The 15161-nt window shown below is 47.3% G+C and carries 14 protein-coding genes; 9 read left to right on the forward strand and 5 right to left on the reverse strand.

From position 1 onward, the window contains the following. Positions 1-80: 80 nt before the first annotated feature. The 5 genes from accC to cutA form a co-directional block, all read right to left on the reverse strand. Positions 81-1421, reverse strand: coding sequence for an acetyl-CoA carboxylase biotin carboxylase subunit (accC, locus tag FIU82_RS01790; protein ID WP_022946050.1), 1341 nt, complete (start codon positions 1419-1421; stop codon positions 81-83). A gap of 27 nt (positions 1422-1448) precedes the next feature. After that, positions 1449-1913 (reverse strand): acetyl-CoA carboxylase biotin carboxyl carrier protein, encoded by a 465-nt coding sequence (gene accB / locus FIU82_RS01795; RefSeq protein ID WP_045980407.1) that lies wholly within the window; start codon positions 1911-1913, stop codon positions 1449-1451. 25 nt (positions 1914-1938) lie between these two features. Next, entirely contained in the window at positions 1939-2391 is a 453-nt protein-coding gene (gene aroQ / locus FIU82_RS01800; protein WP_045980406.1) for a type II 3-dehydroquinate dehydratase, read from the reverse strand. A 250-nt stretch (positions 2392-2641) separates the two neighbouring features. Beyond that, positions 2642-4426, reverse strand: a complete 1785-nt coding sequence (locus FIU82_RS01805; protein ID WP_152440178.1) for a protein-disulfide reductase DsbD — start codon at positions 4424-4426, stop codon at positions 2642-2644. Next, positions 4426-4746, reverse strand: coding sequence for a divalent-cation tolerance protein CutA (gene cutA / locus FIU82_RS01810; RefSeq protein WP_022945974.1), 321 nt, complete (start codon positions 4744-4746; stop codon positions 4426-4428). The genes FIU82_RS01805 and cutA overlap by 1 nt, the downstream gene beginning before the upstream one ends. Before the next feature lie 140 nt (positions 4747-4886). On the opposite strand from cutA, the gene FIU82_RS01815 reads away from it, so the two are divergent. The 9 genes from FIU82_RS01815 (at position 4887) to FIU82_RS01855 (ending at position 15156) form a co-directional block, all read left to right on the forward strand. Continuing rightward, on the forward strand, positions 4887-5366 hold the full coding sequence (locus FIU82_RS01815; RefSeq protein ID WP_022945975.1) for an FxsA family protein: 480 nt from the start codon (positions 4887-4889) through the stop codon (positions 5364-5366). 113 nt (positions 5367-5479) lie between these two features. Then, the gene (locus tag FIU82_RS01820; RefSeq protein ID WP_022945976.1) at positions 5480-5767 is read left to right on the forward strand and encodes a co-chaperone GroES; all 288 of its coding nucleotides are present in this window, start codon (positions 5480-5482) and stop codon (positions 5765-5767) included. Positions 5768-5822: 55 nt separating this feature from the next. Continuing rightward, entirely contained in the window at positions 5823-7472 is a 1650-nt protein-coding gene (gene groL / locus FIU82_RS01825; RefSeq protein WP_152440179.1) for a chaperonin GroEL, read from the forward strand. 406 nt (positions 7473-7878) lie between these two features. Next, positions 7879-8394 carry a DUF3016 domain-containing protein gene (locus tag FIU82_RS01830; protein WP_235045758.1) on the forward strand — a complete coding sequence of 172 codons (516 nt, stop codon included), beginning with the start codon at positions 7879-7881 and terminating at the stop codon, positions 8392-8394. Between the two features lie 124 nt (positions 8395-8518). Next, complete coding sequence (locus FIU82_RS01835; protein ID WP_022945979.1) at positions 8519-9106, forward strand: TetR/AcrR family transcriptional regulator; 588 nt, start codon at positions 8519-8521, stop codon at positions 9104-9106. 90 nt (positions 9107-9196) lie between these two features. Next, positions 9197-11566 carry an RND family transporter gene (locus tag FIU82_RS01840; protein WP_152440180.1) on the forward strand — a complete coding sequence of 790 codons (2370 nt, stop codon included), beginning with the start codon at positions 9197-9199 and terminating at the stop codon, positions 11564-11566. Beyond that, a complete protein-coding gene (locus FIU82_RS01845; protein ID WP_152440181.1) occupies positions 11547-12347 on the forward strand; it encodes an outer membrane lipoprotein-sorting protein in 801 nt (266 codons plus the stop codon). The genes FIU82_RS01840 and FIU82_RS01845 overlap by 20 nt, the downstream gene beginning before the upstream one ends. A 10-nt stretch (positions 12348-12357) precedes the next feature. After that, a complete protein-coding gene (locus FIU82_RS01850; RefSeq protein ID WP_152440182.1) occupies positions 12358-13533 on the forward strand; it encodes a hypothetical protein in 1176 nt (391 codons plus the stop codon). Positions 13534-13542: 9 nt separating this feature from the next. Further along, positions 13543-15156, forward strand: coding sequence for an NAD(P)/FAD-dependent oxidoreductase (locus tag FIU82_RS01855; RefSeq protein ID WP_022945981.1), 1614 nt, complete (start codon positions 13543-13545; stop codon positions 15154-15156). The last annotated feature ends 5 nt before the right edge of the window (positions 15157-15161 follow it).

The following is a 15161-nucleotide window of genomic DNA, read 5'->3' on the forward strand; positions in this document are numbered from 1 at the left end:
ACTTACAAAAAGCGATTTAGGGTTTGCAGGCACAAAAAAAGCCGACGTAGGTCGGCTTTGGCTTTGCTTAACATTTAGCTCTATAGGCCAAGTTTCTTCTCTAAATAGTGGATATTAGTGCCACCATTTTTGAAGTTCTCGTCCGATAAAATCAGTTTATGAAGCTCGGTATTGGTTTTAATGCCGTCGATAACCAACTCGTTGAGCGCGTTGCGCGAGCGAGCAATGGCAACGTCACGGTTCTCACCGTAACAAATAAGCTTACCAATCATTGAGTCATAATGTGGCGGTACAGTGTAGTCCGCATAAATGTGGCTATCCCAGCGAATCCCCAAACCACCGGCTGGGTGGAAGCGGGTGATCTTACCCGGAGACGGGATAAAGGTTTTTGGGTCTTCCGCATTAATACGGCACTCAATAGCGTGACCACGGATTTGCACATCTTCCTGAGTGATTGATAATGGCTGACCAGCAGCAATTTTTAACTGCTCTTTGATTAGGTCAATGCCTGTTACCATTTCTGTTACAGGGTGCTCTACCTGAATACGGGTATTCATCTCTATAAAGTAGAACTCACCGTTTTCATATAGGAATTCGAAGGTGCCCGCGCCGCGATAACCAATTTCAATACACGCGCGAGTACAGCGATCGCCAATGTACTTACGCATTTCTGCGGTGATACCCGGAGCAGGTGCTTCTTCAACTACTTTTTGGTGGCGGCGTTGCATCGAGCAATCACGCTCACCTAGGTGAATTGCGTTGCCTTGGCCGTCTGCCAATACTTGCACTTCGATATGGCGTGGGTTTTCTAGGAATTTTTCCATATAAACCATGCCGTTACCAAAGAACTGCTTGGCTTCTTGCTGAGTAAGGGCGATGGAGTCGACCAGCTCTTTCTCGCTGCGTACTACGCGCATACCACGGCCACCACCGCCGCCAGCGGCTTTGATGATCACTGGGTAACCGATGCGCTTAGCAATTTGCATATTACGTTCGGTGTCGTTAGTGAGCGGACCATCAGAACCGGGTACACAAGGAACGCCGGCTTTACGCATCGCTTCAATGGCCGATACTTTGTCACCCATAAGACGAATGGTGTCGCCTTTAGGACCAATAAATACAAAGCCACTTTGCTCAACTTGGTCGGCAAAATCAGCGTTTTCCGATAGGAAACCATAACCTGGGTGAATAGCGACTGCATCGGTGACTTCCGCCGCAGCAATAATGCGGGGGATATCTAAGTAGCTTTCGGTAGCAGGTGGCTTACCAATACAAATAGTTTCATCTGCAAGGAGCACGTGTTTCAGGTCACGGTCGGCGGTAGAATGCACGGCAACCGTTTTTATACCTAGCTCTTTACAGGCGCGCAGAACACGAAGTGCAATTTCACCTCGGTTTGCGATAACAACTTTATCTAACATAGTTAGTGCCTTGTTTGAGTTGCGCGATTATTCGATGATGAAAAGAGGTTGGTCGAACTCAACGGGCTCGCCATTCTCAACCAAGATTGCTTTAACCGTACCGGCTTTGTCAGCTTCAATCTGGTTCATCATCTTCATCGCTTCAACGATGCACAAAGTGTCGCCTACGTTAACTTTACTACCTACCTCAACATAAGCAGCGGCTTCTGGTGAAGAGGCCGCGTAGAATGTACCAACCATAGGTGAGGTTACTTCATGGCCGCTAGGGCGAGCAGGTGCATCGCTCGCTGCTGGTGCATCACTTGCTGGAGCAGCCGCCGGGGCTGCAGGAGCAGGAGCTGCTTGTGGCGCCAAGGCGTAATGCTGTGGCATCGCAGGAGCTTGGCTATGACGGTTAATACGTACCGACTCTTCACCTTCGGTGATCTCAAGCTCAGCAATGCCAGACTCTTCAACTAGTTCAATTAATTTCTTTATTTTGCGAATGTCCATGAAAAACCCGCCTGTTAGTTAGTTTTTAATTCGAATTCTGCAACCGGTTGACCGCTGCTTGAAGCGCGAAGTGGTAACCCATTGCACCAAAACCGCAGATAACCCCTTGTGCCACGTCAGAAAAGTAAGAGTGGTGACGGAAGGGTTCGCGTTGATGAATGTTGCTGAGGTGAACTTCAAAGAAGGGAATATCAACACTGAGTAGAGCATCACGCAGAGCCACACTGGTGTGGGTGAATGCGGCAGGGTTTATAATAATGCTATCAAATTGCTGCCACGCGTCGTGAATGTGCTCTATTAATGCTGCTTCGCTGTTACTTTGAAAGTGCGCCAGCTCAACATTTAAGGCCGCTGCTGCATCATTTAGTTCACCGGTGATCTGCGCCAGTGTTTTTACGCCATATTTATCCGGCTCACGCTTACCTAACATGTTTAGGTTAGGACCGTTAATAACTAAAATCTTAAACTTTGCAGCCATAATGCGACTAAAATCCTTTATCGTGTGAGTTTTAAGTGATTGTACAAATAATAGTATTTAACTTAAGGGCAAAAGTAGCAAATAGCAAACTTTTCTCACGTTTGCCGACTATTATAGAGAGTTCGACGTAAATAGCAGCAAAATACTGGTCTAATGACCTTGTTAACCAGGGTTGGTTAGGTGGGGTTTACTAGTGCATGGAAAGTGAGCAGGGTGATGAGGCTCACCCTGCATTAATCAGTAAAAAGGATTACTGTGCTGCGTCACGTACTGCTTGTAGGTGGGAAGCAAACTCATCTGCCCCCATAAAACCGGTGACTCTCAGCTCAGGTAATTCTTCGTTGCTGTTATCAAAAAACAAAATACTTGGTAGACCAAACACGGTGTAGTGCTCCATTAATTCAATGGTGGTGTCGTTACTTTCGGTGAGGTCGACCTGTACTAAGGTGAAATGCTCAAACTGCTGTTGCACGTTGTCTTTCGGGAATGTGTACTTCTCAAACTCTTTACATGCCACACACCACTCGGCATAGAGATCAACCATCACCAAGCCATCGGTTTGGGCAATCAAGGTTTCCAGCTCTGCTAAATTGGCTACATGTACAAATTCACCATACTTTTCGTTAGAGGAAACTGTCGCAGCCGTGCTGTTACTTTGTGACTTAGGCCAAATATAGTTTTGTACCAGCATTAAGCCACCAACAAACAGCAGCATGGCAAAGCTCCATAGAGTCGTTTTTCCTTTCCCTTGGCTTTGCCCGCTTTGCCAATAATGTAAGTAGATAGCGGTAGCAATTGCCAACAAGCCGGCCATTAGCAGGATCACCTCGAAAGGTAAAATACGCTCTAATAAGATAAGTGGCACAAACAACATTAAAAAGCCAAACAAGGTTTTTACTTGCTCCATCCAACCACCGGCCTTGGGGAGTAATTTCCCGCCCGAGGTGCCTAATAGCAGCAGCGGTAGGCCCATACCTAGGCTTAGGGCATACAAGGTCAAGCCACCAACCACAAAATCGCCGCTTTGAGCCACATAAAGTAGCGCTGCAGAAAGTGGTGCTGTGGTGCACGGCGAGGCAATCAGGCCGCTGAGCACGCCCATCAAGAATACGCCGGTGTAGTTTCCGCCTTTTTGCTTATTACTGACTTCTGTTAGGCGGCTCATCAAACTTTGGGGTAAACGAATTTCGTAAAGCCCAAACATCGATAGCGCCAGCAATACAAACAGCAAACTAAAGCTGATTAATACATAGGGGTGCTGTAAATAGCCTTGAATATGCCCGCCGAAATAGGCAACCACTAAACCTAGTAGCGCGTAGGTAACGGCCATGCCTTGTACATAAACAAACGACAGGCTAAAGGCTTTTTTCGTAGAGAGGTTTTTCTGCCCAGCGATTAAGCTAGAAAGAATCGGGAACATGGGGAACACACAAGGTGTAAACGCCAGGCCGATACCGACAACAAAAAAGAATACTAAATTAGTGACTAAGCTTTGGCTGGCTAAACGCTCAGTGAGTGATTGTTCACCCTCATCACTGGTGGCCTTGTTAGCCGGAGCCTCACTGGTTGGCGTCTCGGCTGTCGCAGTGCTGGCAGCAAGAGCCGTAAGCGGAATTTCCACCACTTCAGGGGGGTAGCAAAGGCCTGCTTCGGCGCAGCCCTGATAACGCACTTTGACACTGGCATTATCACCCACATCACTGAGTTTGGAGATAATACTCACACTATCAAAATAGACCTCAGTGCGACCGAAAAACTCGTCTTCAATCATGTCCCCTTGGGGAAGGTCACTGGGTGGGGTGATGGTGGCGCCCTTACCGACAAACTCTAACTTGTGTTTGTAGAGATAATAACCTGGCTCAATATCCCAGCCTACAAATAAGGTGTCGCCTTGTTGGTCAAAGTCGAGCTTAAATGCCTGCTCAACGGGGAGAAAAGTGCTTTTAGAGGGCTCTAATAAGCTATTTAAAACGGAGTTGTTCGCCCAACTTAGCGAGCTAAAGGCTAAGGTGAGCAAAAACAGCACATAACGCATTAATTTAATACCTCATCCATCCAATTAAAATACGCCAGGTTTCCGGTGGCCACATCAACAACCTGAATTTCAGGCACTTCATAACTATGTAGCTGTTTAATGGTTTGGATCACCTGGTTCATTTTCTCAGACTTGGTTTTAATTAGCAGTTTGGTCTCGTTTTCGCTGGCCACTTCTCCTTGCCACATGTAGATTGACTCTACTTCGGGAAGAATGTTGACACAGGCGGCGAGTTTTAACTGCACCAATTGTTCTGCCATCGCGCGTGCTTCTTGTTTATTTGCACAAGTTGTAAAGATAAGCCGGTAGTGAGTAGTCATACTGAACCTTTTTGTGAGTCCCGTTTCTAACCCCCATACTAGCTGATAGCAAGGGCAAAGCCCATAGAGCGACAACAGATGACTTGAAATCTGACCTTATCAACCTCAATTCTATTTCATCGACTTTTATGAGAGCCGTTATGTTCAGAGCACTTTTTTTACTATTTATCATTGTTCCAATCATCGAAATCGCGCTATTGATTCAATTAAGCGAGGTGATTGGCGGCGTTGCCACCATTGCCTTAATTATCGTTACCGCGATTTTGGGCGCTAAGCTGGTGAAGCAACAAGGCGTTGGCGCAATGCGTGAGGCGCAGGTGCAAATGGCACAAGGGCAAATGCCTGCAAAACAAATGTTTACTGGTATCTGTGTCATCATTGCTGGCGTTCTGTTGTTGACGCCCGGTATAGTGACCGACGTATTCGGCTTCTTATTACTGACGCCAGCAGTGCGCAATAAAATGGCCGCAACCTTTGCTTCTCAGGCGCAAGTGCGCATGAGCCAAGGTATGGGGCAAAGCACCTTCAGTGCTGAATTTCACAGCCATCAACAGCATCAACACAGTGAGCGTCGCGAAGAGCACACCACCATCGAAGGTGAATATGAACGAAAAGAGTAAAAAATTTTAATTTTTACTCTTGGGTTTTAAAACCTCGACCCCCATTAGATATGGCAACTAAATTTTAATGACTTTTCTGTAGTTGTTCAGAAACTGTTAGGAGAAACAAACAAATGAACATTCGTCCTTTACATGATCGCGTGATCGTTAAGCGTCTAGAAGAAGAGACCAAGTCTGCTGGCGGTATCGTGCTGACTGGTTCTGCGGCTGAAAAATCATCGCGAGGTGAAGTAGTGGCAGTAGGTAACGGCCGAGTATTGGATAGCGGCGAAGTACGCGCATTGGAAGTAAAAGCGGGCGACACTGTGTTGTTCGGCTCTTACGTTGAGAAGACTGAAAAAATCGACGGTCAAGAGTACCTAATTATGCGTGAAGACAACATCCTAGGTATCGTGAGCTAACTCACCCCTTGATGTTGACACACTTGGTTTAAACAGAATTTAGAGGAAAGAAACAATGGCAGCAAAAGAAGTACGTTTTGCAAATGACGCCCGCACTAAAATGCTTAAAGGCGTAAATGTATTAGCAGATGCAGTAAAAGTAACTTTAGGTCCTAAAGGCCGTAACGTTGTTCTAGATAAGTCTTTTGGCTCACCCACAATCACTAAAGATGGTGTTTCTGTAGCGAAAGAAATTGAGCTTGAAGACAAGTTCGAGAACATGGGCGCGCAGATGGTTAAAGAAGTAGCCTCAAAAGCGAATGACGCTGCCGGTGACGGTACCACTACTGCAACCGTACTAGCACAGTCAATTGTTAACGAAGGCCTTAAAGCTGTTGCTGCGGGTATGAATCCAATGGATCTTAAGCGCGGTATCGACAAAGCCGTTACCGCTGCAGTAGAGGAATTGAAAAACCTTTCTGTGCCTTGTGCAGATAACAAAGCCATTGCTCAGGTGGGTACTATCTCAGCCAACTCTGACAAAGAAATTGGTGAAATCATTGCTGAAGCAATGGAAAAAGTAGGCCGTGAGTCTGGTGTTATCACTGTTGAAGAAGGTCAATCACTACAGAATGAACTGGATGTTGTTGAAGGTATGCAGTTCGACCGTGGTTACCTTTCTCCTTACTTCATCAACAACTCAGAAAAAGGTGTTGTTGAACTAGATAACCCACACATCCTATTGGTTGACAAAAAAGTATCAAACATCCGTGAGCTTCTACCTACGCTAGAAGCGGTAGCGAAAACTAGCAAGCCATTGCTGATTGTTGCTGAAGACCTAGAAGGTGAGGCACTGGCAACATTGGTTGTTAACAACATGCGTGGCATCGTTAAAGTAGCTGCGGTTAAAGCGCCTGGTTTTGGTGACCGTCGTAAAGCGATGTTACAAGACATCGCCATCCTAACCGGTGGTACAGTGATTTCTGAAGAAATCGGTCTTGAGCTTGAAAAAGCGACACTAGAAGACTTAGGTACAGCGAAGCGCGTAGTAATCACCAAAGATGACACCACCATTATTGATGGTGCTGGTGAGCAAGAAGCGATTGATGGCCGTGTGGGTCAAATCAAAGCGCAAATCGAAGAAGCGACGTCTGATTACGATAAAGAGAAACTACAAGAGCGCATGGCGAAACTAGCTGGCGGTGTTGCAGTAATCAAAGTCGGCGCTGCGACCGAAGTTGAAATGAAAGAGAAGAAAGACCGCGTAGAAGATGCGTTACACGCAACGCGTGCTGCGGTTGAAGAGGGTGTTGTACCTGGTGGTGGTGTAGCGCTGGTTCGTGTAGCAACTAAGATTGCTTCACTTACCGCTGACAACGAAGACCAAAATCATGGTATCAACGTAGCCCTTCGCGCTATGGAAGCGCCACTTCGTCAAATCGTTTCTAACGCTGGTGATGAAGCATCTGTGGTTGTTAACGCAGTCAAAGGTGGCGAAGGTAACTACGGTTACAACGCGGCAACAGGCGAGTACAGCGACATGCTAGAGATGGGTATCCTTGACCCAACGAAAGTAACACGCTCTGCATTGCAGTTCGCAGCTTCGGTAGCCGGTCTAATGATCACCACAGAAGCGATGGTTGCTGAACTACCTAAAGAAGACGCACCAGCTGCACCAGATATGGGTGGCATGGGCGGAATGGGTGGCATGGGCGGCATGATGTAATCATCCCTCAAGCTATCTCGCTTTATAAAAACCCAGCTTCGGCTGGGTTTTTTTATGGCTGCTGAATTTAATCCCTAACCTGGCCCTGACAGCAATATTCTTCTGACGTACTGAGAGAAAGTTGAAGGCGGCAACGATTATTGGCTTAGTAACACCTATTGGTTGGGCGCTCAAAAAGTAGCGAACGTTAGACTCAAGCAATAAAAAGTCGCTGCTGCTAAATGAGAGATTCGACGAGGCAAACTGTTAAACTCAGAGGGGTTAGTTGCTGGGCGTTGACTCGATTGGGTACACAGGCTACAAATAGTTATTAATGATTACTAATTGTTACGAACTTGGCGGTGTTTTAGTAATCAAACAACACAACAAGCGGTCTATAGTAGATAGACGTACGCAATTGGAGAGTATGATGAAATCACTGAGCTACAGTTTGGCAATCGCGGCATTAGTTACATCCCTTAGTAGCTATGCTGGCGAAGCAAAAATCAAATGGCATGACTTAGACGACTACACCGATGCGCGTCCAGCTAATGAAGTAAAAGGACCGTTTCATAAGCGACTGGTTAAAAACTTTAATAAGCACTTTAGTAGAGAAGCAGAAAATCTGCCTGAAGGGTATGTGTTTAACGCTGAGATCACCAACCTCGATTTGGCCGGCGATGTGCGCTTTGGGATGAATGAGATCCGCGTGATTAAACCTATTTACATGCCTAAGATTAACTTTACTTACTCGGTCACCGATGCCGAGGGTAACGTGGTCAGTGAAGGGGAAGCGGATTTAAAAGACATGCAGTTTATGGATCGCATTCGCTCACCTCGAGCCAACGAAGCCAACTATTATGATTTTCGCTTGATAAGCTCGTGGTTTGAGAAAACATTGCTGCCTGAGCTGGGTATCGAGCCGAAGAAAGCCTATCGCTAGCGACTAGCACTCTTTAATTAAGGCAAAGTTAGGCGCCCAATGGGCGCTTTTTCTTTTTGATCTTAACTTGATCTTTTTTATTTAAGAATGTACATTCTTAAAAACGCTAAGCAGAGAACAACCTATGGCACGAACCAGAGAATTTGATGTAAGTGAAGCCCTGCGCAAGGCAACTATTATGTTTTGGCGCCAAGGTTACCGCGATACATCAATGGAGCAGTTGGTTAAAGCAACAGGTGTGAGTAGGTATGGTTTTTACCAAGAATTTGGTAACAAGAAAGAACTGTTCAAACGGTGTTTGCAAGAGTATTCCCTCAGCAAAATTAGCCCGGGGTTAAAGCGCATTGCGCAGAGTGATGGTGAGCTTGAAGACCTACGCTGTTTTTTCTCCATGTACAGCGAGAACATTGCAGAGCATGGCGCTAATGGCTGTCTTATTTGCAATACAGCTACCGAGATTGGTGAAACAGATATGGATGTGAACAGCATTGTGCGTGATATTTATGCCAAGCTAACCGCACAGTTTCAGCATTTTATTGAGCGAGCTCAAGCACGTAGCGAAGTACGCCAGGAGCTCAGTGCATTTGATTTAAGCGTGTGCTTACTCGGTGTGTTGCAAGGCGTAGCAGTGATGGCTCGCAGTGATTTTCATCGTGACACATTACGGCAATATTTGACGACTATATTCGACATGATGGCTGAACCCGAATAAGGTACTGTGCTATTATGAAAATAAAGAGCCTCACTTGAGGCGTTATTTTTTACTATTATCAGAATGTGCGTTCTGTTATAAGGAGTGATAATGAACCACTTTATTAGCAACTTAGCCCTGCGGTGGGGGCAGTGCGTGACACGCTACCCTTGGCTATTGCTTATTGTCAGTGTGCTGATTTGCATCGCACTGGCAATAGGAGCTAAAGGGCTCACTTTCTCGAACGACTACCGGGCGTTTTTCAGCCCTGAGAACCCAGAGCTCGTTGCCTTTGAGAACTTCCAAGACAAATACAGTAAAAATGACAACATTCTGATCGTCGTGCACGACGAGCAAAGCCAAGGGTTAACGCCTAATCATGCGAAGGTGGTGGAGCAGCTCACCGAACAGGCGTGGAAAACCCCTTTTGCGAGTCGTGTCGATTCTATCACTAATTTCCAACATACCTATGCTGAGCAAGACGACCTTATCGTCGCCGATCTGATCAAAAATGCCGAGCAATTATCTTGGCCAGCGTTGCAAGAAAAAGCACGCATAGCCCTTGATGAGCCGCTACTGGCCAACCGGTTGATTGCCAACAATGGCCGCACCTCGGGTATTAATATTACCGTGCAATATCCAGGGGAGTCTTTGGCGGAAGTGCCAAAAGCGGTGAATTATGTGCGCGATTTAGTGGCGCAAATGAAGAAGCAGCACCCTGAGCTTACCTTTGCTATTAGTGGCATCTCTATGCTCAACAACGCCTTTAGTGAGGCTGGGCAAACCGATGCGCAAACCCTCACGCCGATTATGTACCTAGTGCTCATCGTGGTGATGTATATGAGCCTGCGCAGTATTCCCGGTACCATTGCTGCGGTGGGCGTAGTGATCCTTGCCAGTGCTGCGGCCATGGGCCTAACTGGCTATATCGGCATAGAGCTTACGCCTATCTCCATTACCGCACCGACCATAATTCTCACCTTGGCCATTGCCGATAGCATCCACGTGCTGTTGTCTTACGCAAGCGCGCGAAGAGAGGGCATGGACAAGCTCGCTGCAATTAAAGAGAGCTTACGGGTCAATTTTGTTGCCGTGTCCATTACCAGCATCACCACCATCGTTGGTTTTTTAACCTTAAATATGTCTGATGCGCCGCCATTTGCTGATTTAGGGAACATCACCGCGATGGGTATCGCCGCAGCTTGGTTGCTCTCACTGGTATTCCTGCCTTGTTTACTGACTATTTTGCCGGATAAAAAAACCTATAAGAAAAAGCGCAACGGGCTGAATGTGTGGTTAGGGCGCTTTGGTAATCAGGTCGCGAAAAAGTATCGAATGATTATTGCTGCGACAGTGCTACTGAGCATTGGCTGTGGCTTGGCTATTCCGCAAATTGAGCTCAATGACGAGTTCGTAAACTACTTTGATCAGCGCGTTGAGTTTCGTCGCGATACCGACTTCACCATGGAGCACTTAACAGGCATTTATGTAGTGGAGTTTGACATTCAAAGTGGTGAAAGTGGCGGCGTCAGTAAACCCGAGTACCAGCAGGGACTGGCAGATTTCACCACGTGGTTACGTCAACAGCCAGAAGTAGTCCATGTGTATAGCTACACCGACATCATTAAACGCTTAAATAAGAATATGCATCAGGATAACGAGGCGCTATATCGCTTGCCTGATAATCGCCAGTTAGCGGCGCAGTATCTGTTGCTGTACGAGATGTCACTGCCCTTTGGCCTCGATTTAACCGACCGCGTCAGTATGGATAAATCGGCTTCACGGTTAAGCCTGACGTTAGATAACCTGTCTACTGCAGAAATTCAGGCCTTTATTGAGCGCGCTGAAGGCTGGCTGCAAAGCAACACGCCAGCGGCGATGCATGCCAAAGCCACTGGCGCTACGGTGATGTTTTCACATATTTTCCAACGTAACGCACAAAGCATGCTCAGTGGTAATGCCATTGCCATCATCGCGATTTGCCTGATTATGATCCTCACCTTACGTAGCCTTAAGTACGGTTTCTTAAGCTTGATCCCCAATACCATTCCGATGTTGTTCACCTTTGGCGTGTGGGCACTGTTAGTGGGGCAAGTGGGGGTTGCGGCAGCCACAGTGACCTCCACTTCGTTAGGGATCATTGTCGATAACACCGTGCACTTCCTCAGCAAGTACCTAAGAGCTCGGCGAGAGCGCGACCTCACACCGCAAGCGGCCATTGAATATGCGTTTACCACTGTCGGAGAGGCCATCTTCGTGACCACCTTAATTTTAGCGGGCGGCTTTATGGTGCTGGCTTACTCCACCTTTATGATCAACGCGCAAATGGGCATGTTAACGGCGCTGGCCATTGTTATGGCACTGATCATTGATTTCTTATTACTCCCGGCGCTGCTCATACTTGTTGCACGCCCGTCTACCTCATCTCAACCGAGTCTTTCAGCTATTAAGGAGAACCCGCATGAAGCCATTAATTCCTAGTGCTTTTGCCATGCTATCGGCAGTCACATTTATCACCCCTGTTTGGGCTGCAACTGCTTCCAGTGATGCGCAACAACGAGGCTATGAAATCGCGGCACAAAGTGACCGCTCCGATCGCGGCTTTGGCGTCAGTCGTGTCGATGTCATGATGCACCTTGAAGATGCCAGCGGGCGTAAATCGAGTCGCAGCTTAAGCATGCTCACCAAAGAAGTGGCCGACGAAGATAAAGGCGATAAAAGCCTTATTGTCTTTAACTCCCCAGCCGATGTACAAGACACCAAGCTGTTATCGCATGCGCAAATACTGGAGCCAGACGATCAATGGCTTTATCTTCCAGCGCTAAAACGCGTAAAGCGCATTTCTTCGGCGAATAAATCGGGCCCCTTTGTGGGCAGTGAGTTTGCTTTTGAAGATTTTACCGCCCAAGAGCTCAATAAGTACGAATATCGCTATATTGATGAGCAGCAATGCGGTGAGTTCACCTGTGCGGTGGTCGACCGTATTCCCAAGTATGAAAATTCTGGTTATACCCGCCAGCGCGCCTTAATCGATTTAAGTCATTACCAGGTGCGCAAAATCGACTTTTATGACCGTAAAGAAGCCCATCTTAAAACCCTGACATTGTCTGATTATCAGTACTATCAAGACAAATTCTGGCGACCACAAACTATGCATATGGAAAACCATCAAAGCGGTAAAAAAACCACCTTGGTGTTCTCTGATTACGATTTCTCTGTGCGCTTAAGTAATCGCGATTTTGTTAAATCGTCATTGAAGTAAGGATGTAGTGATGTTCAGGAAGGGGTGGCTATTGCTCTGTGTGTTTGCGCCTTGCGTATATGGTCAATGGCAAATAACGCCTGCGGTAGAGCTCGGCGCCCGGCAATACAATAGTGATAGCGCTCGGGCTCAGCAAACGCATAACTTTGCTTGGGACCCAAGGCTATGGCTTGAGCTTGATTACCGCTCCCGCGCCTCGGGTATACAAGCACATATAAAGCCGGTGGTGACTGTGGCCGCGACCAATAGCGCCCTGCCTGAATGGGATTTACAAGAGGCTTACTTACAGAAAACCTTTTATAACTGGCAGCTAAGCGCCGGTATGAACACGGTATTTTGGGGCGTCGCAGAGTCTCGTCATTTGGTGGATATTGTCAATCAGCGTATTCCTGCACGTAATTTTGAAGGCGAAGAGAAACTTGGCGAACTATTGGTGCAGGTTGACTACTTTACCGAAAACGGCACCTTATCGCTGTTATCTATGCCTTGGTTTCGCTCCCGCGATTACAGCCAACCCGATGAGCGCTTTTCATTGCCAGTGGCCATTAGCCAAGAGCGCTTTGTCGGTTTATCTGAGCACACTCGGGAATCACTGGCGCTGCGCTATGCCACGGTGCTCGATGATTGGGATGTCGGTGCTTATTTCTTCCACGGTTTAGATAAAACCCCAGCCTTTGAGATCACCGAGCAAGGCCAAGGGCAAGCCATTTACAGCGCCTTGCAGCAATGGGGCCTTGATGCGCAATACACCAGTGAGCGGTGGCTCGGTAAGCTCGAAGCGGTGCACCGCAATCATGATTACGGTGGTAATAGCTGGGCTTACACCTTAGGGGGAGAATATTACTTTTATGGGGTGGCGGGCAGCAGTAAAGATCTCAGTCTGTTGCTGGAGCTGCACCGCGACACCGACGCCGAGGCTCGGGAAAATCAAATATATCGTAATAGCAGCTTTGTAGGCTCTCGCCTCGCTTGGAACGACACCGATGCCACCACCTTGTTATTGGGAGCCCTTATCGATAATGGCGGCGATTCCATCGCTATTAAGGGCGAATTCGAAACCCGTATTCATAGTCAGTTGAGTCTTGATATTGAGGCCCGGATGTTTGTTGATCAACAGCCACAGCAGCCGCTTTACCTCTACCGAGATGATGACTTTATAGAAGTAAGATTGACCTATTACCTGTAAGGAGCATGTATGGTAAGTCAGTATAGTGATGTTGTGATCATCGGTGGTTCAATGGCTGGTGGTTGCTTAGCACGACAATTAAAACTAAAACACCCCGAGCTATCGGTCACCGTGTTAGAGCGCAAAAAGTCATTTAATTCTTGGGTCGGGGAATCAACCCTAGAATCGTTTTGGGATTATGCCGCCAGTGATCTACAACTGGGCTTTTACCTAGACACCAACCATTTGTACAAACATGGTTTGCGATTTTTCTTCGACAGCGTCGACCGTGATCTCAATGTCGAGGAAATGAGTGAGCTTGGGCGCACCTGGTATCACGGTATTCCGGCGCACCAAATTGATCGTGCTAAGTTTGATAACGACCTAGTGCGCTTTAACCGAGATATTGGTGTGGACGTTTTACTGGGTGAGACGGTCAGCGATATCGAACTCGATGGCGAGCATGGTCACAGCGTGAAAACCGCAGACAAATCCTTTCGCTGTCGTTATTTAGTCGATGCCGCCGGGTTTGCTGCGCCGCTGGGTAAAAAGCTGGATTTAATCGAGTCGCAAGATCATCGCCACTCTGTGAGCTCAGCTTGGGCGAGGTTTAAGTTTACCACGCCACTCGATAGCCTGGGCAGTGAGCAGTGGCGTGCACGTACCAACTTTACCACCCGCGCATTAGCGACCAACCACTTTATGTATAAAGGGTATTGGTTATGGCTCATTCCATTGGATGAGCACACTGTCAGTATCGGTGTAACCGCTAAAAATACCGATGTCAGCTTAAATGTGAGAACCAGTGACGACTTCGTGGAATTTTTACGCTCGCATAAATGTATGCAGGAAATTCTGGGCAGCCACTTCGAATTGCAGGATTACAAAGCCATGAAGCGGCTATCACGGCGGGCCAAGCAGTCGTTCTCAACCGATCGTTGGTTCCTCACCGGCATGTCATCGGCCTTTTTAGACCCCTTATTGTCACCGGGCTCGGCCTATTTAACCGACGCTAATCGCATGATTGGTGAACTTATAGAGGCAGATTTAGCCGGTAACGAGGCCATGTTTGCAGGCAAAACCAAGGCCTTCAATGCCTACCTTTTAGGCTGGTTTGAGAGCTTTATGCTGCATATTACCGGGAACTACCACGGCAGCTACGAGGTGCACCGCACGCATTTTGAAGCCTTATTAATGCATTGGTTCGGCTTTATTTTACCTTCGTCCATGGCGCGCCATTTTGGTTATTGCCCGAGCATGAGTGAAATGAGCCAAGAGCAGCTGAATGAAAAAGCGCTGGCCATGGTGCAAGGGGCGGCGATTTCCCGCATTCATGAACTTAAAGATGAGTTTATCCAGCTGATCCAAGGTCAAGAGTATCGCCTTAATCGCGGTCACTTCTTTGATATAGAGCTCACCAAGTGCCGCATGAAACACGCCCATAGCCGAGGCGTCATGTTAGACGAGATGGCCATAGCCGAACTCGATAAGGCCTTATTGGAAGTCACTTATTTAGGGTTCTTACGCAGTCTGTGTGAAATTCAGCGTATGGACTTTGATGAAGAAAAAATGCCGCTAGTGGTCGAAGCAGCAATTAATGACAAGCTATCGCTTACCCACGCGATGGAATTATTTAAACACTGATACTG

Source organism: Pseudoalteromonas sp. THAF3 (assembly GCF_009363775.1).
In the GTDB taxonomy this organism is placed as follows: domain Bacteria; phylum Pseudomonadota; class Gammaproteobacteria; order Enterobacterales; family Alteromonadaceae; genus Pseudoalteromonas; species Pseudoalteromonas ruthenica.